Origin of the sequence: Xylophilus sp. ASV27 (genome assembly GCF_016428875.1) — a bacterium.
In the GTDB taxonomy this organism is placed as follows: domain Bacteria; phylum Pseudomonadota; class Gammaproteobacteria; order Burkholderiales; family Burkholderiaceae_C; genus Xylophilus.
In genome coordinates, this window is record NZ_JAELTO010000010.1 from 30,775 (window position 1) to 50,392 (window position 19,618).

Below are 19,618 nucleotides of genomic sequence, written 5' to 3' on the forward strand. Positions count from 1 at the left end.
ACCTTCTTGAGAAAAACCACAGCGATTATATCGACCCCCCCATTGCCGACCGTTTTCGAGGATGGACAGGACGAGGGAGGGGACGCCGGCCCCGACAGCGAATGGCGCCGCGTGCTCGTCTCCGCGGAGTTGCACGGGCAGCGCGTGGACCGGGCCCTCGCTCTGGCCGTGCCGGAGTTCTCCCGCAGTTACCTCCAGCAACTGCTGGCAGCGGGCGGCGTGCAGAGCAATGGCGAACTGGTGCAGAAGCCGGCCGCCCGTGTGCGTGCCGGCGACGTGCTGCAGGTGGAACTGCGGCCCACGCCGCAAAGCCAGGCCTTTCGCCCGGAATTCCTGCCGCTCGATGTGGTTTTCGAGGACGAGCACCTGCTGGTCGTCAACAAGCCCGCCGGCCTGGTGGTCCACCCGGCGCCAGGCAACTGGAGCGGTACCCTGCTCAATGCTCTGCTCGGGCGCGATGAAGAGGCTGCGACGCTGCCGCGCGCGGGCATCGTGCACCGTCTGGACAAGGACACGAGCGGGCTGATGCTCGTGGCGCGCAGCCGGGCGAGCATGGACGCGCTGGTGCGGGCGATCGCCGCGCGCGAGGTAAGTCGTCAGTACCTGGCGCTGGCCCACAAGGCGTGGATCGGCCCTGCGGCGCGGGACATCGACGCCGCGGTGGGGCGTGATCCTCGCAATCGCCTGCGCATGGCGGTGGTGGACCTGGCGTCGCAGGCAGGCAAGGCGGCGCGCACGAGCGTGACGCTGATACAGAACGCCGAGCATGGCTGCTGGCTGCGCTGTGCACTGCACACTGGCCGGACGCATCAGATTCGGGTGCATCTGGCGTCGATCGGCCATCCCCTGGTGGCCGACGCAGTCTATGGCGGAGCGGCCGCCGCGGGCCTGCAGCGCCAGGCGCTGCATGCCTGGCGCCTGGCTTTCATGCACCCGGTGACTGGGGAATCCCTGCGCTTCGAGGCTGCTCCGCCACAGGACATCATGCATGCCCTGGCGGAGTGGGGGCTGGATTACAATCCCGGCTGACGCCCGGCCTGGCATAGCCATGCAGGGCCGTTCATGCAAGAAGTGGCCACGGCACCACGACCCGATGCCCCGGCGGCTTGCGAAGCTCTCCGTCCATCGCCTTTCGACCCCCGCACACCGGCGCACTGCCTGCGCAAGGCGTGCTCCCATCCGGACCGACGACCCATGAATACGACGGATGCCAAGCGCATCCTCGAAACCGCTCTGATCTGCTCGCAGCAGCCGTTGGCCCTGCGTGAGTTGCGCGTGCTGTTCGACGATGCCATTGGCGCGGATACCCTGCGCCAACTGCTGGAAGACCTGCAGTCCGACTGGACGCAGCGGGGCGTCGAGCTGGTGCAGGTGGCCAGCGGCTGGCGCTTCCAGAGCCGGCCGGCCCTGCGTCCCTATCTTGACCGCCTGCACCCTGAGAAGCCGCCGCGCTATACCCGGGCGGTGCTGGAGACACTGGCGATCATCGCCTATCGCCAGCCGGTGACGCGGGGCGACATCGAGGACATTCGCGGCGTTGCCGTCAACAGCCTGGTGCTCAAGCAGATCGAGGACCGCGGCTGGATCGAAGTCATCGGCCATCGCGACACCGTGGGGCGTCCTGCGCTTTTTGCCACCACGCGGCAGTTTCTTGACGACCTGGGCATCGCCTCGCTGGACCAACTGCCGGTGGCTGACAGTGCGGCCGCGGAGCAGGCCATGCAGGCGGCCCTGGCGATCGACGGCGGCGATGCCGAGGCCTTGTCCAAACCCGTACCGGATGCCGGGCATGCGGACATGCCCGGTGAGGCTGAACCTACGGCCGAGGCCGATCCCCTGCCGTCCCCGCTCCCTACTCCTGGCGAGGCTTCCGAGTCCGTCCCCGACCATTCTTCTTCCGACGCCGTATGAACGATTCCAATCCTGACGACCAGTTGCCGCCGGAGCACGAAGGCCCCCAGGCGGGTGACGCCACCCCGACCGCCGTCGAGGGCAGGGTGCCGGTGCCCAAGCGCCGGCGCCGGCCGGCGGGGCAGATCGAGGGCGAGGCTTCCACAGCGATCCCGGCTCTGCATGGGGACCAGGGTGGGCACGATTTCCCGCCTGCCGTGCCGGATGCTGAGCCCGTGAAGGCGACCGCGGCACCACGCGCCTTGCAGCCTGAGGGATCGCCGGCAGCCATCCAGTTCGACGACGTGGTCTCGGGCAAATTCGATGCCGAAGCGGACGATGCCGCCGTGCTGCTGCCCGCGAAGCGCGTGCTGGCGCCTCAGCAGGAGACGCCCAAGCTGCACAAGGTGCTGGCCCAGGCCGGCCTGGGCTCGCGCCTGGAGATGGAGCAGCTCATCCTTGAAGGGCGCATTTCCGTCAACAACGAGCCGGCCCACATCGGTCAGCGCATCCAGTATGGTGACCAGGTGAAGGTCAACGGCAAGCCCATCCGCTATCGCATCGATCCGCCGCCGGCCCGCGTCATCGCCTACCACAAGCCCGTGGGTGAAGTCGTCACGCATGACGATCCGCAGAACCGCCCGACCGTTTTCCGCAAGCTGCCGCGTCTTCAGCAGGGCAAGTGGCAGTCCGTCGGCCGCCTCGACCTCAACACCGAAGGACTGCTGCTGTTTACCAGTTCCGGCGAATTGGCCAACAAGCTGATGCACCCGCGCTTCGGTCTGGAGCGCGAGTACGCCGTGCGTGTGCTGGGGGCGCTGAGCAACGACGAGAAACAGCGCCTGCTCGAGGGCGTGACGCTGTCCGATGGCAAGGCGCAGTTCGGATCCATCGAGGATGGCGGCGGCGAGGGCTCCAACTGCTGGTACCGGGTCACCATCTCCGAAGGACGCAACCGCGAGGTGCGCCGCATGCTGGAGGCGGTGGGGCATGCCGTCAGCCGGCTGATCCGTATCCGTTATGGCGCCATGATGCTGCCGCGTGGCCTCAAGCGTGGCGCCTGGCTCGAATTGGACGAGCGCGATATCGATGCGCTGATGCGCGCGGCCGGAGCCGAGCGGCGCGAGCCCTCGGGAGGTGGAGTACCCGCGCGCGGCCGGGGCGGCAACGACCGCAACCGTCGGGAGGGGGCGCCGCGCGGCGACAACCGCTTCGCCGGCAAAGGCAAGCCAGGCAAGCCTGCGCGGGACGGCGACTGGCAGAAAGCGGGTGCCAGCCAGCCCGATCCGATGAAGACCTCGGTCGGCTACATCGGTGCCGATAGCTTCTCCCGCCAGCGGCAGGCGCGCCAAGGGGGGCCGTCAGGCGGCGGTGGTGGTTTCCGCCGTGGCGGGCGGGGTCGCTGAAGCTGGGCCTTTTGCGTGCCATGCCCATGCCGCAGGCTAAAATGTGCGGCTTTGTCCCACGGGGCAAAAACCGCAAGCCTTCAATACGAATCCAGTAGGAAAATTTTCAGCAATGGCAATCGAACGCACCCTCTCCATCATCAAGCCCGACGCAGTGGCCAAGAACGTCATCGGTCAGATCGTGTCCCGCTTTGAAGCCGCCGGCCTCAAGATCGCCGCGGCGCGCCTGGTGCAGCTCTCCCGCGCGGAAGCCGAGCAGTTCTACGCCGTGCACAAGGCCCGCCCGTTCTTCAAGGATCTCGTGGATTTCATGATCTCCGGCCCGGTGTTCGTGCAAGTGCTCGAGGGCGAGAACGCCATCCAGAAGAACCGCGACCTCATGGGCGCAACGGACCCGAAGAAGGCCGACGCCGGTACCATCCGCGCCGACTTCGCCGACAGCATCGACGCCAACGCCGTGCACGGTTCCGACGCCGCCGAAACCGCCGCGGTCGAGGTCGCTTTCTTCTTCCCTTCCCTGAACGTCTACAGCCGCTGAGGGCTGTATCCGCGCTCACATGACGGTCAACCTGCTCGACTTCGATCTAGAGGGGCTGGCCGCCTGTTGTGAGCGCCTGGGAGAAAAGCGCTTCCGCGCGACCCAGCTGTTCCGCTGGATCCACCAGCGCGGAGCGGCAGATTTCGGCCAGATGACCGATCTTGCCAAGTCGCTGCGCGAGAAGCTGCAGGGCACGGCCGAAGTGCGTGCCCTGCCGGTGGTGGCCCAGCATGTTTCAGCCGACGGCACCATCAAGTGGCTGTTCGACGTCGGCGCAGGCGATGCGGTCGAGGCCGTGTTCATCCCCGAGGATGATCGCGGCACGCTCTGCGTGTCGTCGCAGGCCGGCTGCGCCGTGAATTGCCGCTTCTGCTCCACGGGCCACCAGGGTTTCAGCCGGAACCTGACGACGGCCGAAATCGTGGCGCAGCTCTGGTATGCCGAGCATTTCCTGCGCAAGCGCCGCAACACCGGCGAGCGGGTCATCTCCAACGTGGTGATGATGGGGATGGGCGAGCCCCTGCAGAATTACGGCGCTCTGGTGCCCGCGCTGCGCACCATGCTGGACGACCATGCCTACGGCCTGTCGCGGCGCCGCGTGACGGTGTCCACCTCCGGCGTGGTTCCCATGATGGACCGCCTGTCCGAGGACTGCCCGGTGGCACTCGCGGTGTCGCTGCATGCGCCAAACGACGCATTGCGCGACAACCTCGTGCCGCTCAACCGCAAGTACCCGATCGCCGAGCTGCTGGATGCCTGCAACCGCTATCTGGTGCATGCGCCGCGCGATTTCATCACTTTTGAATACTGCATGCTCGATGGTGTCAACGACCAGCCCGAGCATGCCGGGCAGTTGATACAGCTGGTCAGCAAGCATGCCCGACGCGGCGTTTCCTGCAAGTTCAACCTCATTCCCTTCAATCCGTTCCCCGCCTCCGGCCTGCTGCGGTCGCCCGCGCCGCGCGTGGCGGCTTTCGCCAAGGCGCTGAGTGATGCTGGTATCGTCACCACCGTGCGCAAGACCCGGGGGGACGACATCGATGCCGCCTGCGGCCAACTGGCCGGCGACGTCAAGGACCGGACCCGCGTGGGCGAGCGCATCGTACGGCAGCGTACCGTGATGCTCGTGCCGGCCCGATCGGTGGCTGGCGCCGCCACCAAGGAGGTTTGAGATGCCGTGTGCAGTGCGCCTGTCGAAGGCCGGGCCGGCGTTGGGGGGGGTGGTGCCGTTGCTACTCCTCTGCGCTCTGCTGCAGGCGTGTGCTGGACGCTCCGGCACGCCCAGCGGCGGCGTCGATGCCGCCGCTGGGCGCCAGGACCTGGTCACGGCCTCCGACGAAAAGCCCGAGCGGCGCCGCGCGCGCATCAGGCTCGAGCTGGCTGCCAGTTATTTCCAGGATGACAAGGCCACGATTGCCCTGGACGAGATCAAGCAGTCGCTGACCGCCGACCCCAGCTACGGCGAGGCCTACAACCTGCGCGGGCTGATCTACATGCGGCTGGGCGACTTCAGTTTGGCGGAGGACAGTTTCAAGCGTGCCGTGGCGCTCAACCCGATGGATGCGGACGCCATGCACAACCACGGCTGGCTGCTGTGCGAGCAAAGGCGCTATGCCGAAGCTGACGCGCTCTTCAGGCGGGCCGCGGCGCAGCCCACCTACGGTGAAAAGGCCAAGACCCTGATGACGCAGGGCATCTGCGAAGTGCGCGCAGGCCAGCTCGCGCTGGCGGAGCAGACCCTGGCCGAGTCCTACAGGCTCGATCCTGGCAATCCGATCACCGGCTACACGCTGGCCAACCTGCTGTTCCAGCGCGGCGAGGCGTCGCGGGCCCAGTTCTACATGCGGCGCATCAACAATGGGGAGTACGCCACGGCGGATTCCCTGTGGCTCGGAATCAAGATAGAGCGCCGCCTTGGCGACCGCGTGGCCATGGGGCAACTGGCTGACCAGTTGCGCAAGCGCTTCCCCCTGTCGACCGAGCGTGCGGCCCTGGACCGTGGAGCGTTCGATGAGTGAAGACGTGCCGATGAGTGAAGACGTGCCGATGCAAGCCGACTCCGCGCGGTCGCCAGGCGCGCAACTGCGCCAGGCGCGCGAGGCCGCAGGCGTGCACATTGCCGCGCTCGCGGCCGCCCTGAAGGTGCCTGCGGCGAGGCTGGAGGCCATCGAGGCCGACCGGTTCGATCTGCTGCCCGATGCCGCCTTCACACGTGCGCTGGTGGCGAGCATCTGCCGCCTGCTGCACGTCGAAGCGGCACCCATCCTGGCCCAGCTCCCACGGGCCGGTGCGGGCCGCCTGGCCGACGACGTGCGTGCGCTGTCCGGCAACATCCCATCGGCCTCCGGCCGCAGGTTCGGCCTGTCACAGCAGTTCCCGCGTCCGCTGCTGTGGGGCGTGCTGCTCCTGCTGCTGGCAGCGGCCGTACTGGTGCTGGTCCCGACCTCCACCATGCAGGGCTGGGCCGACGCCCTGCAGGCGCGACTGAGCGCGCAATCTGGCGAGTCCCAGGCACCACCGCCTGCTGCGCCTGCGTTGGCCGCCGTGCCGCCGGCGGAGCCGGCCGGGCTTGCCGATGCCGGCACGGCGGCGCTCAAGCCCGAGGCCGCCGCGGTGCTGCCGGACGGGCCGGCGCAAGCCGCGGCGGTGGCTGCCCCGGTGGACACGAGCGTGCCCCTGTCTTTGCATGCACGGGCGCAATCCTGGGTGAAGGTGACCGATGCGCGCGGCGTCGTGGTGCTGCAGAAGACTCTGGCCGAGGGCGAGTCGCAGGATGTCAGCGGTACGCTGCCCTTGTCCGTCGTCGTGGGCCGGGCCGATGCCACCGAGGTCCGGGTGCATGGCCAGCCCCTGGACCTGACGCCCCTGGTGCGCAGCAACGTCGCACGCTTCGAGGTGAAATGAACATGGTCCCGATGTCTCCCGCCGATGCCCAGCCGATTGCGGTGGCCAGGCCGTTGCCGCGGCGCTCGCGGCAGGCGCGTGTGGTCTGGGGGTCGCGCGTGGTCACCGTGGGCGGCGACGCGCCGGTGCGCGTGCAGTCGATGACCAACACCGACACGGTCGATGCCATCGGCACAGCGATCCAGGTCAAGGAGCTGGCACTGGCCGGCTCTGAGATGGTGCGCATTACGGTCAACACGCCGGAAGCCGCGGCGCAGGTGCCCTACATCCGCGAGCAGCTCGATCGCATGGGCGTGGACGTGCCGCTGGTGGGCGATTTCCACTACAACGGCCACCGCCTTCTGACCGATTACCCGGCCTGCGCCGAGGCCCTGTCGAAGTACCGCATCAACCCCGGCAACGTGGGCAAGGGCGACAAGCACGACCGGCAGTTCGGCCAGATGATCGAGGCCGCGCTGCGCTGGAACAAGCCGGTGCGCATCGGCGTCAACTGGGGCAGCCTGGACCAGGAGTTGCTCGCCGCCCTGATGGACGAGAACAGCCGCCGCGCCGAGCCCTGGGATGCGCGCCAGGTGATGTACGAGGCGCTGATCACCTCGGCCATCGATTCCGCCCGGCTCGCCCAATCCATGGGCATGGATGGCAGCCAGGTCATCCTGTCCTGCAAGGTGAGCGGCGTGCAGGACCTGATCTCGGTCTATCGCGAACTGGCGCGCCGCTGCGACTATCCGCTGCACCTGGGCCTGACCGAGGCCGGCATGGGCACCAAGGGCACGGTGGCGTCTACGGCCGCGCTGTCACTGCTGCTGCAGGAGGGCATCGGCGACACGATCCGTGTCTCGCTGACCCCGCAGCCGGGCGAATCGCGGACCCAGGAAGTGGTCATCGCCTCCGAGATCCTGCAGGCGCTGGGATTGCGCATCTTCGTGCCCAGCGTGACGGCCTGCCCCGGTTGCGGCCGCACCACCAGCACCACGTTCCAGGAACTGGCCAAGCAGATCGACGACTACCTGCGCCTGCAGATGCCGGTCTGGCGCAAGAAGTATCCCGGCGTCGAGGGCCTCAAGGTCGCCGTCATGGGCTGCATCGTCAATGGTCCGGGCGAGAGCAAGCATGCCGACATCGGCATCAGCCTGCCTGGAACCGGCGAGGCCCCGGCGGCGCCGGTGTTCATCGACGGCGAGAAAGCCCTGACCTTGCGCGGCGACAACATCGCCGCGGAATTCCACCAGCTCGTCGAGAGCTACATCGAACAACGCTTTGGTACGCCGCCCTCCGTGTCGGCGACCTGATTCCATACATGGCTGAGAACAATCCCGCCGCAGCGGAGGCCCCCGCGTCCGCGGTTGCAACCCCCAGGGGCAAGCCCGCCAGGCTCGTTGGCGTGAAGGGCATGAACGACCTCCTGCCGCCCGAGTCGGCGCGCTGGGAGTGGCTGGAGGCCACGGTGCGCCAGTTGATGGCGCGCTATGCCTATCGCAACATCCGCACGCCGATCCTGGAGCACACCGACCTGTTCGTGCGCGGCATCGGCGAGGTGACCGACATCGTCGAGAAAGAGATGTACTCGTTCGAGGACCGCTCCGACAAGCACGGCCAGTTCGAGCACCTGACCATGCGGCCCGAGAACACCGCGGGCGTGGTGCGGGCCGTGGTCGAGAGCAACCTGCTCTACGACGGCGGCAAGCGGCTGTACTACATGGGGCCCATGTTCCGCCGCGAGAAACCGCAGCGCGGCCGCTACCGCCAGTTCCACCAGATCGGGGCCGAGGCGCTGGGCTTCTCCGGCCCCGATGTCGATGCCGAGCTGATCCTGCTGGCCCATGCGCTGTGGAAGGCCATCGGCCTGGCCGACGTGCGCCTGGAGCTCAACAGCCTGGGGCAGCCGCACGAGCGGGCGCTGCACCGCGCCCGGCTGATCGCCCACCTCGAGCAGCATGCCGACCTGCTGGACGAGGACGGCCGGCGCCGCCTGCACAGCAATCCCCTGCGCATCCTCGACACCAAGAACCCCGCCATGCAGGCAGTGGTCGAGTCCGCGCCGAAGCTGATCGACTTCCTGGGCGCCGAGTCGCTGGCGCATTTCGAGGGTCTGCAGTCCATCCTCAAGGCCAACGGCATTGCCTACACCATCAACCCGCGCCTGGTGCGCGGGCTCGACTACTACAACCTCACGGTGTTCGAGTTCGTGACCGACCGGCTCGGGTCGCAAGGCACCGTGTGCGCAGGCGGCCGCTACGACGACCTGATCGCGCAGATAGGCGGCAAGGCCGCGCCGGCCGTGGGCTGGGCCATGGGCGTGGAGCGCGTGCTGGAGCTGCTGAAAGAGCAGGGCGCCGCGCTGGAAACGCCCGCGCCCGACGTCTACGCGGTGCTGCCCGACGCCGCCACGGTGCCGGCGGCGCTGCGCACGCTAGAAGCGCTGCGCGCCGCGGGCGTCTCGGTCCAGATGCATGCCGGCACCGGCACCAGCCCCGGCAGCATGAAGTCGCAATTCAAGAAGGCCGACGGCAGCGGCGCGCGCTACGCGCTGGTATTCGGCGCCGAGGAGTTCGCGCGCGGCCAGGTCACCGTCAAGGCGCTGCGCGACGGCGCCGGCACCCAGCGCCTGGAAGCACTGGATGCGCTGGCCGCCTGGGCGCCCACCCTACAATCCCGCCCTCAACTGAACTGAACGACCATCCGATCCATGGCTTCCCATCTCGATCTCGAAGAACAAGAACAGCTCGATCAGCTCAAGCATTTCTGGAACCGCTGGGGCGCGCTCATCACCTGGGCGCTGATCGTGGCGTTCGGTGCGCTTGCCGCCTGGAATGGCTACCAGTACTGGCAGCGCCGCCAGGCCAGCCAGGCCTCGGTGCTCTACGACGAGGTCGACCGCGCCGCCGAGGCGGGCGATGCCACGCGCGTGGAGCGCGCCTTCAACGACCTCAAGGACAAGTTCGGCCGCACCCTCTACGCCTCCCAGGGCGGGCTGCTGGCGGGCAAGGCGCTGTACGACAAGGGCCAGATCGATGCGGCCAAGGCGGCGCTGGCCTGGGTCGCGGAAAAATCCGCGGACACCGGCTACCAGGCCGTCGCCCGCCTGCGCCTGGCCGCCGTGCTGCTCGACGCCAAGGCCTATGACGAGGCGATGCGCCAGCTCAGTGCGAGTTTCCCGCCGTCCTTCGTGCCGCTGGCAGATGACCGCAAGGGCGACGTGCTGCTGGCCCAGGGCAATAAGGCCGAGGCCGCCGCCGCCTACGGCCGTGCCTGGAAGGCGTTCGACGAAGGCACCGACTACCGCAACCTCATCGAGATCAAGCTCAATGCCCTCGGCGTCGACCCGCTCGCCGGTGCATCCCTGGTGGCGCCGTCCGCCGCGGCCGTGGAGAAGAAACCGTGACGCTCGCGATGAATTTCAAGCCAAATAGCCGTGTAGCCCAGGTAGTACCTAGGCTTTGTGCTATTATTTTTGTAGCATCCCTGGCCGGCTGCTCGACGGTGAGCGGCTGGTTCGGCTCCAAGAAGATCGAGCCCAAGCCGCTGGCGCCCAACGTGGTCGTGCTGGGGGTGCGCCAGGCCTGGACGGCCAAGATTCCGAGCGTCGGCTTCTCGCTCACGCCCGCCGTGCAGGGCGATACCCTGACGCTGGCCAGCGACGACGGCACCGTCACCGCGCTCGATGGCCGCACCGGCCGCGAGCTGTGGCGCGCCAGCGCGGGTGCGCCGCTGTCCGCCGGCGTGGGTACCGACGGCACGCTGACCACCGTGGTCAGCCGCAACAACGAGATCGTCGCGTTTGCCCAGGGGCGCCAGAGCTGGCGCGCCAAGCTGTCGGCCGAGGCCTTCACCGCGCCCCTGGTGGCCGGCGGCCGGGTCTTCGTGCTTGCGGCGGACCGCTCGGTGTCGGCCTACGACGGCCAGAGCGGCCGCAAGCTGTGGACGCAGCAGCGCCCTGGCGGCGAGCCGCTGGTGCTGCGCCATAGCGGCGTATTGCTCGCCATGGGCAACACGCTGGTGGTCGGGCTCTCGGGCCGGCTGTCCGGGCTCGACCCCGACAACGGCAGCCTGCGCTGGGAGGCCCCCGTCGCCGCGCCGCGCGGCACCAACGACGTGGAGCGGCTGGTCGACCTGGTGGGCCGCGTCAGCCGCCTCGACGGCGTGATCTGCACCCGCGCGTTCCAGGCGGCCGTCGGCTGCGTGGACGCCACCCGCGGCCAGACGCTGTGGAGCCGGCCGGCCAGCGGCTACACCGGCGTGGACGGCGACGACATGCGCATCTTCGGCACCGAGTCCAACGGCGTCGTCAACGCCTGGCGCCGCCGCGACGGCGAGCGCGCCTGGAGCGTGGACCGGCTGCAATACCGGCATCTCTCCGCACCGCTGGTGCTCGGCCGCTCCGTCGTGTTCGGCGACGCCGACGGCCTGGTGCACTTCCTCTCGCGCGAAGACGGTGCGCCGCTCAACCGCCTGACCACCGACGGCTCGGCCATCACCACCGCTCCGGTGGAAGTGGGCGGCTCGCTGGTCCTGGTGACGAAGAACGGCGGCGTCTTCGGCTTCGTGCCGGACTGAGTGCCGCCAGAACAGGATCCATGAAACCCGTCATCGCGCTCGTAGGGCGTCCCAACGTCGGAAAATCGACGCTCTTCAATCGCCTCACCAAGTCGCGCGATGCCATCGTGGCCGACTTCGCCGGCCTCACGCGCGACCGCCACTACGGCAACGGCCGCCAGGGCAAGCACGAGTACATCGTCATCGATACCGGCGGCTTCGAGCCGGACGCGTCCGACGGCATCTTCAAGGAGATGGCCAAGCAGACGCAGCAGGCCGTGGCCGAAGCGGACGTGGTGATCTTCGTCGTCGACGCCCGCGCCGGGCTGTCGGCGCAGGACCATGACATCGCGCGCTATCTGCGGCGCCTGGGCAAGCCGTGCGTGCTGGCCGCCAACAAGGCCGAGGGTATGCGCGAAGGCGTGCAACTGGTCGATTTCTTCGAGCTGGGCCTGGGCGAGGTCTACCCCGTCTCGGCCGCCCACGGCCAGGGCATCCGCAGCCTGGTCGAACTCGCGCTCGAGCCGCTGCACCTGCCCGAACCGGACGACTCCGAAGATGCTGCCGACGGCAGCGTCATCAAGCTGGCGGTGGCCGGCCGCCCGAACGTCGGCAAGTCCACGCTGATCAACACCTGGCTCGGCGAAGAGCGGCTGGTCGCGTTCGACATGCCAGGCACCACGCGCGACGCGATCAGCGTGCCCTTCGAGCGCGGCGGCCAGCGCTTCGAATTGATCGACACCGCCGGTCTGCGCCGCAAGGGCAGGGTGTTCGAGGCGATCGAGAAGTTCTCGGTGGTCAAGACCCTGCAGGCCATCGAATCCGCCAACGTCGTGCTGCTGCTGCTCGACGCCACCCAGGGCGTGACCGACCAGGACGCGCACATCGCCGGCTACATCCTGGAGAGCGGGCGCGCCGTGGTGCTGGCCGTGAACAAATGGGACGCGGTGGACGAGTACCAGCGCGAACTGCTGCAGCGCTCCATCGAGACGCGGCTGGCCTTCCTGAAGTTCGCCGCCCTGCATTTCATTTCCGCGAAGAAGCGCCAGGGCCTGGGGCCGCTGTGGGCTTCCATCGCGCAAGCGCACCGGGCGGCGACCTGCAAGATGCCCACGCCAGTGCTCACCCGGCTGTTGCTGGAGGCCGTGCAGTTCCAGAGCCCCAAGCGCGGCGGCATGTTCCGGCCCAAGCTGCGCTATGCGCATCAGGGCGGCATGAACCCGCCGGTGATCGTGATCCACGGCAATTCGCTCGAGCACGTGACCGATGCCTACAAGCGCTTTCTCGAAGGGCGCTTCCGCAAGGAATTCAATCTGGTCGGCACGCCATTGCGCATCGAGATGAAGACCTCCCAGAACCCTTTCTCCGAAAAGGGCGAAACCTGAAACCCGGCGCCCACGGTGTCGCGCAAGTGCCCTTGTTTTGTTGTGGAAATTCGTGACGATTTTCCGTTTGGGCGAATGCGGTGTGGTAAGGTGACGTTTTACAACAACATTCTTTGAACACGGAGAATATCGTGAGCAATAAAGGCCAACTTTTGCAGGATCCTTTTCTGAACGCGCTGCGCCGCGAGCACGTTCCGGTGTCCATCTATTTGGTCAACGGCATCAAGCTGCAAGGTCAAATCGAATCCTTCGACCAGTATGTGGTGTTGCTGCGCAATACCGTCACGCAGATGGTCTACAAGCACGCGATTTCCACCATCGTTCCCGGCCGCGCCGTGAACTTTTCCACCGCCGACAGCGCGGATGGCGACGCTGCCGCGTGAGTGGCGGCTGCACACCTGCGACGGACAAGGCGCTGAGCCTTTCCCCTCGCTGACTTGAGCCTCGACGACTTCCCCAGCCAGACCGCAGCCCCCGTCCTGTTGGTGGGGGTGGACCTGGGCCTGCCGCATTTCGATGCGGAATTGGAAGAACTGGGGCTGCTCGCGCAGACCGCGGGACTCGAGCCCGTGGCGCGGGTCACCGCCAAACGCAGGGCGCCCGATGCGGCCTTGTTCGTGGGCAGTGGCAAGGCCGACGAGATACGCCTGCTGGCGCAGCACCACGGCGCGGTCGAAGTGCTGTTCGACCAGTCGCTGTCGCCGGCGCAGCAACGCAATCTCGAACGCCACCTCGGTCTGCCGGTGAACGATCGCACGCTGCTGATCCTCCAGATCTTCGCGCAGCGGGCGCGCAGCCACGAGGGCAAGCTGCAGGTCGAGCTGGCACGCCTGCAGTACCTCAGTACCCGGCTGGTACGCCGCTGGTCCCACCTGGAGCGCCAGACCGGCGGCGCCGGGGTGCGTGGCGGCCCGGGCGAAAAGCAGATCGAGCTGGACCGCCGCATGATCGGCGAGGCCATCAAGCGCACCAAGGAGCGGCTGCACAAGGTCAAGCGCCAGCGCGGTACGCAGCGGCGCCAGCGCGAACGGCGCGAGACCTTCAACATCTCGCTGGTGGGCTATACCAACGCGGGCAAGTCCACGCTGTTCAATGCGCTGGTCAAGGCACGCGCCTATGCGGCGGACCAGCTGTTCGCGACGCTCGACACCACCACGCGCCAGTTGTACCTGGGGGAGGGCGTCGGCTCGGTGTCCCTCTCCGATACCGTGGGCTTCATCCGCGACCTGCCGCACGGCCTGGTCGACGCCTTCCAGGCCACGTTGCAGGAAGCGGTCGATGCCGACCTGCTGCTGCATGTGGTGGACGCCGCCAACCCCGGCTTCCCGGAGCAGATTGCCCAGGTGCAGCGGGTGCTGGCGGAGATCGGTGCCGCCGATGTTCCCCAGTTGCTGGTCTTCAACAAGCTCGATGCGGTGGCGCCCGAGACCCAGCCCGTGCTGCGCGAGGACCATTATGGGCTGGATGGGGTGCAGGTGCCGCGGATCTTCGTGAGTGCCCGCAGCGGCGAAGGCCTGGCGCCGCTGCGTACTGCGCTGGCGGCCAGGGCCGCCGCGCGGCGGGTGGAGATGACCCTTGCTGATGATCCGTCATTGGCCGGGGTTTCCGGTTGATTCGGCACAATCCGACAACTTGATAACGAGAATTTGCGCATGACTCTCACAACACAGGCCTCGCGCTGGATGGGGATTCCGGGCCGTATCAGGGGGATGTTCAACCTGAACGATCCCCGATGGGGCCGGGGCGGCGACGCGCCCCAGGACGGCGCACGCAACGACGGCCCGCGGCCTGGCGAGGATGTACCGCCCCCTCCGCCGCCGCCTCCACGTGGACGCCCCCAGGGACCCAACCAGGGTCCGCCCGATCTGGACGAACTGTGGCGCGACTTCAACCGCAAGCTCGGCGGCCTCCTCGGCGCCGGTCGCGGCCGTGGGCGCGGTAACGGCGGCAACGGCGGCGGCGGGGGCTTCCAGCCCGACATGAAGAATGCCGGTTTCGGCGTGGGCCTGATCTGCGCCATCGCGGTGCTGATCTGGCTGGGTACGGGCTTCTTCATCGTGCAGGAAGGCCAGCAGGCCGTCATCACCCAGTTCGGCAAGTACAAGTCCACCGTGGGCGCCGGCTTCAACTGGCGGCTGCCGTATCCGATCCAGCGGCACGAACTGGTGTTCGTGACGCAGATCCGGTCGGTCGATGTCGGCCGCGACAGCATCATCAAGTCCACCGGCCTGCGCGAGTCGGCCATGCTGACGCAGGACGAGAACATCGTCGAGATCAAGTTCGCGGTGCAGTACCGGCTGAACGATGCACGGGCCTATCTGTTCGAGAGCAAGGACCCCGGCGCGGCCGTGGTCCAGGCGGCGGAAAGCTCGGTGCGCGAGGTCGTCGGCAAGATGAACATGGACTCGGCGCTGGCCGAGGAGCGCGACCAGATCGCGCCGCGCGTGCGGGAACTCATGCAGAACATCCTCGACCGCTACAAGGTCGGCGTGGAAGTCGTCGGCATCAATCTGCAGCAGGGCGGCGTGCGGCCGCCGGAGCAGGTGCAGGCGGCCTTCGACGATGTGCTCAAGGCCGGCCAGGAGCGCGAGCGCGCCAAGAACGATGCCGCCGCGTATGCCAACGACGTGATTCCGCGCGCGGTGGGCTCGGCCTCCCGCATCAAGGAAGAGGCCGACGGCTACAAGGCCCGCATCGTGGCGCAGGCGCAGGGCGATGCGCAGCGCTTCGGCTCCGTGCTGGGCGAGTACCAGAAGGCGCCGCAGGTCACCCGCGACCGGATGTACCTCGACGCCATGCAGAGCATCTACAGCGGCGTCACCAAGATCCTGGTGGATTCGCGCCAGGGCTCGAATCTGCTGTATCTGCCCCTCGACAAGATCATGCAGATGCAGTCATCGCCGCCTGGCGCGGGCGCGGGCGCGGACGCCGCCCCGGGCAGCACCTCTTCCTCCTCGGGCAACGGTTCCGTGCCCCCGACCTCGGCGGCATCTACGTCGCCCTATTCAAGCGATGCTCGCACCCGGGAAACCTCCACCTCCCGCACGCGTGAGCGCGAGTCTCGCTAGGAGCCGCCGTGAACAGAATCGGTTTCATTGCATCGTCCATCCTCGTCGTGCTGGCCTTGCTCAGCTCCATGCTGTTCGTGGTCGATCAGCGCCAGTTCGGCGTGGTCTACGCGCTGGGCCAGATCAAGGAAGTGATCACCGAGCCCGGCCTGCACTTCAAGCTGCCGCCGCCGTTCCAGAATGTCTCGTACATCGACAAGCGCCTGCTCACGCTCGACAGCTCGGACACCGAGTCCATGCTGACGGCCGAGAAGCAGCGCGTGGTGATCGACTGGTACGTGCGCTGGCGCATTTCCGACCCGTCGGAATTCATCCGCAACGTCGGGCTCGACGAGAACGCCGGCGCGCTGCAGCTCAACCGCGTGGTACGCAACGCGTTCCAGGCGGAGATCAACCGGCGCACGGTGGGAGAGCTGATCTCGTCCAAGCGCGACGACCTGATGAACGACGTCAAGCGCCAGGTGATCCAGGTGGTCAAGGGCGGCCGCCCGTGGGGCATGGAGATCGTGGACGTGCGCATCACCCGGGTCGACTACGTGGAGGCGATCACCGAATCGGTCTACCGCCGCATGGAGGCCGAGCGCAAGCGCGTGGCCAACGAGCTGCGCTCCACCGGCGCGGCCGAGGGCGAGAAGATCCGCGCCGATGCCGACCGCCAGCGCGAGGTCACCCTGGCCAATGCCTACCGCGACGCGCAGAAGACCAAGGGCGATGGCGACGCCGAGGCCGCGCGCATCTACGCCGAAGCATTCGGCAAGGACCCGCAGTTCGCCAAGTTCTATCGCAGCCTCGACGCCTACAAGGCGAGCTTTGGCAAGAAGGGCGACTTCATGGTGGTGGACCCGTCGTCCTCCGACTTCTTCAGCGCCTTCCGCGGCAGTGCTGCGTCCACGGCACCCGCCGCAGTGCCGCGCCGCCCCTGAGTCCGGCGGTGGATTCCGATACCGTCTGGACGGCGGTGGCGCTGATTCTGGTGATCGAAGGGCTGCTGCCCTTCGCGTCGCCGAACGGCTGGCGCCAGGCCTTCACCCGTCTGATACAGCTGCGCGACGGGCAGATCCGGTTTTTCGGACTCATCAGCGTGGCCTGCGGGCTGACGCTGCTCTGGCTCCTGTCCTAGGGCGTGTCATCATTTATTTCACTCCCGCGCTGGCCCCGGCGTGCGGATGGATGCGCCAAGCGCGGCGCGGCCATAGCAGGGCTATTGGCAAGCCGTGCGACAAAGACGGCTCCGACGCCCTGAAAACGGGCCGGGGCGTGTCGGTAGAATCGCGTTTTTAACAGCACCCTCTTTCCATGTCTGCCTGGGTCCTGCCGGATCACATAGCCGATGTCCTGCCCTCCGAGGCGCGGCACATCGAAGAACTGCGCCGTGCCCTGCTCGATACCGCTCGAAGCTATGGCTACGAACTGGTCATGCCGCCGCTGCTCGAGCACCTGGAATCCCTGCTGACCGGGACCGGCGCGGCGCTCGGCCTGCAGACCTTCAAGCTGGTCGACCAGCTCTCCGGCCGCATGCTGGGCCTGCGCGCCGACACCACGCCGCAGGTCGCCCGCATCGATGCCCATCTGCTCAACCGCCATGGCGTGGCCCGGCTTTGCTACTGCGGCCCGGTGCTGCACACGCGGCCGAGCCGGCCCTACGCCACGCGCGAGCCGCTGCAGTTCGGTGCCGAAATCTATGGCCATGCCGGCCTCGAAGCCGATCTGGAGGTGCTTCGCCTCACGCTCGACTGCTTGCGCGCGGCCGGGCTGGGCGGGGTGCAGGTGGATCTGGGCGACGCCCGCATTCCGCGCGTGCTGCTGCGGGGCCTGGATCTGCCCGAAGCGCGCCTGGCCGAACTGCATGCCGCGCTGGCGGCCAAGGATGCCAGCGGCCTGGCCGTGCTGACGCGGGATCTGCCCGCGGCGGCGCGCGATGCGCTGCGCGCGCTGGTGCATCTGTATGGCGATGCCTCGGTGCTGGACGAGGCGCTCGGCGTGTTCGCGGCCTTCCCGGCGCTGTCCCCGGTACTGGCCGACCTGCGCCGCCTGGCCGGCGTCTTGCCGCCGGGCAGCGCGAGCTTCGATCTGGCCGACCTGCGCGGCTATGCGTACTACAGCGGCGCGCGCTTCGCCATGTACGTGCCGGGTGCCAGCGACGCCATCGTGCGCGGCGGCCGCTATGACGAGGCGGGCGCCGCCTTCGGGCGCAACCGCCCGGCGGTGGGTTTCAGCCTGGACCTGCGCGAGCTGGTGGGCGTGCTGGAGCCGCGCGAGCTGCGCGCGGCGGTGCGCGCACCCTGGGCGGAAGATGCGGCATTGGGCCGTGCCATCGGCGCTTTGCGTGCGTCCGGTGAAACCGTGGTCTGCGTGATGCCCGGCCACGAGAGCGAGATCGACGAATTCCGTTGCGATCGCGAACTGGTGCCCGACGGCGCCGGGCAGTGGGCCGTGCGCGCCCTTTGAACCACCTTAGAACTGACTGAAGCGAAATGAGCAAGACGAACGGGCCGGTCGCCGGCCGCAACGTGGTCGTGGTCGGCACCCAATGGGGTGACGAAGGCAAGGGCAAGCTGGTGGACTGGCTCACCGAGAGCGCCCAGGGCGTCGTGCGCTTCCAGGGCGGCCACAATGCCGGCCACACGCTGGTCATCAACGGCGTGAAGACGGCGCTGCACCTCATTCCCAGCGGCATCATGCGCCCGGGCGTGAAGTGCTACATCGGCAACGGGGTGGTGCTGTCGGCTGCCAAGCTGTTCGAGGAAATCGAAGGCCTGGAGAAGGCCGGCGTGGAAGTGCGTTCGCGCCTGCGCATCAGCGAGGCCTGCCCGCTGATCCTGCCGTTTCACGCGGCGCTCGACGTGGCGCGCGAGCTGGCCCGCGAGAAGGGCGGGACCGAGAAGATCGGTACCACCGGCCGCGGCATCGGTCCGGCCTACGAGGACAAGATCGCACGCCGCGCCCTGCGGGTGCAGGACCTGAAGCATTCGGAGCGTTTCGCCGCCAAGCTGCGCGATCTGCTGGAGCTGCACAACCACGTGCTGGTGAGCTACCTGAATGCCCAGCCGATCCACTACGACACCGTCTACACCGAGGCCATGCGCCATGCCGAGCTGCTCAAGCCGATGATGGCCGACGTCTCGCGCGAACTCAACGACGCCCACCGCAACGGCGCCAACCTGCTGTTCGAGGGCGCGCAGGGCACGCTGCTCGACGTGGACCATGGCACCTATCCCTTCGTCACCTCGAGCAACTGCGTGGCCGGCAACGCCGCCGCGGGGGCGGGCGTGGGGCCGGGCATGCTGCACTACATCCTGGGCATCACCAAAGCCTACTGCACCCGCGTGGGCGGCGGCCCGTTCCCGACCGAGCTGGACTGGGAAAAGGAAGGCACGCCCGGCTACCACATGAGCACCGTGGGGGCCGAAAAAGGCGTGACCACCGGCCGCAGCCGGCGTTGCGGCTGGTTCGATGCGGCGCTGCTCAAGCGCTCGGCCCAGGTCAACGGCCTGTCGGGCCTGTGCATCACCAAGCTCGACGTGCTCGACGGCCTGCAGGAGCTCAAGCTGTGCGTGGGCTACGAGCTCGACGGCGAGCAGACCGACATCCTGCCCATGGGCGCCGACGAGATAGCGCGCTGCGTGCCGATCTACGAGACGCTGGAGGGCTGGAGCGATTCGACCGTGGGCATCATCGACTACGACGCACTGCCGGTCAATGCACGCCTGTACCTGCAGCGTATCGAGCAGGTCACCGGCGTGCCGATCCACATGGTGTCCACCAGCCCCGACCGGGACCATACGATCATGATGCAGCATCCCTATCTGGCCTGAGCGGGCAGATGATTTTTGATGAAATACGGCTCTAGCCAGCGTGTGGCCTGGGCTTCTAGCTATTAATTCAGGAGTA

At 67.9% G+C, this 19,618-nt stretch carries 19 protein-coding genes; all 19 read left to right on the top strand.

Going from position 1 to position 19,618, the window contains the following annotated elements; all coding sequences use genetic code 11:
* Positions 1–6 precede the first annotated feature (6 nt).
* Entirely contained in the window at positions 7–1,029 is a 1,023-nt protein-coding gene (locus JHD63_RS03865) for an RluA family pseudouridine synthase (RefSeq protein ID WP_198969346.1), read from the top strand.
* Positions 1,030–1,194: 165 nt separating this feature from the next.
* Positions 1,195–1,911 carry an SMC-Scp complex subunit ScpB gene (scpB, locus tag JHD63_RS03870; RefSeq protein WP_198969347.1) on the top strand — a complete coding sequence of 239 codons (717 nt, stop codon included), beginning with the start codon at positions 1,195–1,197 and terminating at the stop codon, positions 1,909–1,911.
* The gene (locus JHD63_RS03875; RefSeq protein ID WP_233167573.1) at positions 1,908–3,296 is read left to right on the top strand and encodes a pseudouridine synthase; all 1,389 of its coding nucleotides are present in this window, start codon (positions 1,908–1,910) and stop codon (positions 3,294–3,296) included. Before scpB ends, JHD63_RS03875 begins: the two co-directional genes overlap by 4 nt.
* 112 nt (positions 3,297–3,408) lie before the next feature.
* The gene (gene ndk / locus JHD63_RS03880; protein WP_198969349.1) at positions 3,409–3,834 is read left to right on the top strand and encodes a nucleoside-diphosphate kinase; all 426 of its coding nucleotides are present in this window, start codon (positions 3,409–3,411) and stop codon (positions 3,832–3,834) included.
* A 19-nt stretch (positions 3,835–3,853) separates the two neighbouring features.
* On the top strand, positions 3,854–5,005 hold the full coding sequence (rlmN, locus tag JHD63_RS03885) for a 23S rRNA (adenine(2503)-C(2))-methyltransferase RlmN (protein WP_198969351.1): 1,152 nt from the start codon (positions 3,854–3,856) through the stop codon (positions 5,003–5,005).
* Position 5,006: 1 nt separating this feature from the next.
* On the top strand, positions 5,007–5,852 hold the full coding sequence (gene pilW, locus JHD63_RS03890; RefSeq protein WP_198969353.1) for a type IV pilus biogenesis/stability protein PilW: 846 nt from the start codon (positions 5,007–5,009) through the stop codon (positions 5,850–5,852).
* Positions 5,845–6,738 (top strand): helix-turn-helix domain-containing protein, encoded by an 894-nt coding sequence (locus JHD63_RS03895; RefSeq protein WP_198969355.1) that lies wholly within the window; start codon positions 5,845–5,847, stop codon positions 6,736–6,738. Before pilW ends, JHD63_RS03895 begins: the two co-directional genes overlap by 8 nt.
* Before the next feature lie 11 nt (positions 6,739–6,749).
* On the top strand, positions 6,750–8,030 hold the full coding sequence (ispG, locus tag JHD63_RS03900; RefSeq protein ID WP_198969403.1) for a flavodoxin-dependent (E)-4-hydroxy-3-methylbut-2-enyl-diphosphate synthase: 1,281 nt from the start codon (positions 6,750–6,752) through the stop codon (positions 8,028–8,030).
* 101 nt (positions 8,031–8,131) lie between these two features.
* Positions 8,132–9,412 carry a histidine--tRNA ligase gene (hisS, locus tag JHD63_RS03905; RefSeq protein ID WP_233167575.1) on the top strand — a complete coding sequence of 427 codons (1,281 nt, stop codon included), beginning with the start codon at positions 8,132–8,134 and terminating at the stop codon, positions 9,410–9,412.
* A gap of 15 nt (positions 9,413–9,427) precedes the next feature.
* Complete coding sequence (locus tag JHD63_RS03910; RefSeq protein WP_198969358.1) at positions 9,428–10,123, top strand: YfgM family protein; 696 nt, start codon at positions 9,428–9,430, stop codon at positions 10,121–10,123.
* Positions 10,124–10,131: 8 nt separating this feature from the next.
* Complete coding sequence (gene bamB, locus JHD63_RS03915) at positions 10,132–11,295, top strand: outer membrane protein assembly factor BamB (RefSeq protein WP_198969360.1); 1,164 nt, start codon at positions 10,132–10,134, stop codon at positions 11,293–11,295.
* 20 nt (positions 11,296–11,315) lie between these two features.
* Positions 11,316–12,659, top strand: a complete 1,344-nt coding sequence (der, locus tag JHD63_RS03920) for a ribosome biogenesis GTPase Der (RefSeq protein ID WP_198969361.1) — start codon at positions 11,316–11,318, stop codon at positions 12,657–12,659.
* A 131-nt stretch (positions 12,660–12,790) separates the two neighbouring features.
* Complete coding sequence (gene hfq, locus JHD63_RS03925) at positions 12,791–13,042, top strand: RNA chaperone Hfq (protein ID WP_198969363.1); 252 nt, start codon at positions 12,791–12,793, stop codon at positions 13,040–13,042.
* 54 nt (positions 13,043–13,096) lie between these two features.
* Complete coding sequence (gene hflX, locus JHD63_RS03930; RefSeq protein WP_233167579.1) at positions 13,097–14,272, top strand: GTPase HflX; 1,176 nt, start codon at positions 13,097–13,099, stop codon at positions 14,270–14,272.
* Positions 14,273–14,311: 39 nt separating this feature from the next.
* A complete protein-coding gene (hflK, locus tag JHD63_RS03935) occupies positions 14,312–15,727 on the top strand; it encodes an FtsH protease activity modulator HflK (RefSeq protein WP_198969365.1) in 1,416 nt (471 codons plus the stop codon).
* Positions 15,728–15,735: 8 nt separating this feature from the next.
* Positions 15,736–16,650: a protease modulator HflC gene (gene hflC / locus JHD63_RS03940; RefSeq protein ID WP_198969366.1), complete on the top strand. Its 915-nt coding sequence runs from the start codon at positions 15,736–15,738 to the stop codon at positions 16,648–16,650.
* An 8-nt stretch (positions 16,651–16,658) separates the two neighbouring features.
* Positions 16,659–16,847: a DUF2065 domain-containing protein gene (locus tag JHD63_RS03945; RefSeq protein ID WP_198969367.1), complete on the top strand. Its 189-nt coding sequence runs from the start codon at positions 16,659–16,661 to the stop codon at positions 16,845–16,847.
* 176 nt (positions 16,848–17,023) lie between these two features.
* Positions 17,024–18,175, top strand: coding sequence for an ATP phosphoribosyltransferase regulatory subunit (locus tag JHD63_RS03950; protein WP_198969368.1), 1,152 nt, complete (start codon positions 17,024–17,026; stop codon positions 18,173–18,175).
* A gap of 26 nt (positions 18,176–18,201) precedes the next feature.
* Complete coding sequence (locus JHD63_RS03955) at positions 18,202–19,542, top strand: adenylosuccinate synthase (protein WP_198969369.1); 1,341 nt, start codon at positions 18,202–18,204, stop codon at positions 19,540–19,542.
* The last annotated feature ends 76 nt before the right edge of the window (positions 19,543–19,618 follow it).

What these genes read in the sequence shown, in the direction of transcription:
- scpB (WP_198969347.1), top strand. Translation starts at nt 1,195, where the DNA reads ATGAATACGACGGATGCCAAGCGCATCCTCGAAACCGCTCTGATCTGC.
- JHD63_RS03875 (WP_233167573.1), top strand. Translation starts at nt 1,908, where the DNA reads ATGAACGATTCCAATCCTGACGACCAGTTGCCGCCGGAGCACGAAGGC.
- ndk (WP_198969349.1), top strand. Translation starts at nt 3,409, where the DNA reads ATGGCAATCGAACGCACCCTCTCCATCATCAAGCCCGACGCAGTGGCC.
- rlmN (WP_198969351.1), top strand. Translation starts at nt 3,854, where the DNA reads ATGACGGTCAACCTGCTCGACTTCGATCTAGAGGGGCTGGCCGCCTGT.
- pilW (WP_198969353.1), top strand. Translation starts at nt 5,007, where the DNA reads ATGCCGTGTGCAGTGCGCCTGTCGAAGGCCGGGCCGGCGTTGGGGGGG.
- JHD63_RS03895 (WP_198969355.1), top strand. Translation starts at nt 5,845, where the DNA reads ATGAGTGAAGACGTGCCGATGAGTGAAGACGTGCCGATGCAAGCCGAC.
- ispG (WP_198969403.1), top strand. Translation starts at nt 6,750, where the DNA reads ATGTCTCCCGCCGATGCCCAGCCGATTGCGGTGGCCAGGCCGTTGCCG.
- hisS (WP_233167575.1), top strand. Translation starts at nt 8,132, where the DNA reads ATGAACGACCTCCTGCCGCCCGAGTCGGCGCGCTGGGAGTGGCTGGAG.
- JHD63_RS03910 (WP_198969358.1), top strand. Translation starts at nt 9,428, where the DNA reads ATGGCTTCCCATCTCGATCTCGAAGAACAAGAACAGCTCGATCAGCTC.
- bamB (WP_198969360.1), top strand. Translation starts at nt 10,132, where the DNA reads ATGAATTTCAAGCCAAATAGCCGTGTAGCCCAGGTAGTACCTAGGCTT.
- der (WP_198969361.1), top strand. Translation starts at nt 11,316, where the DNA reads ATGAAACCCGTCATCGCGCTCGTAGGGCGTCCCAACGTCGGAAAATCG.
- hflK (WP_198969365.1), top strand. Translation starts at nt 14,312, where the DNA reads ATGACTCTCACAACACAGGCCTCGCGCTGGATGGGGATTCCGGGCCGT.
- JHD63_RS03950 (WP_198969368.1), top strand. Translation starts at nt 17,024, where the DNA reads ATGTCTGCCTGGGTCCTGCCGGATCACATAGCCGATGTCCTGCCCTCC.
- JHD63_RS03955 (WP_198969369.1), top strand. Translation starts at nt 18,202, where the DNA reads ATGAGCAAGACGAACGGGCCGGTCGCCGGCCGCAACGTGGTCGTGGTC.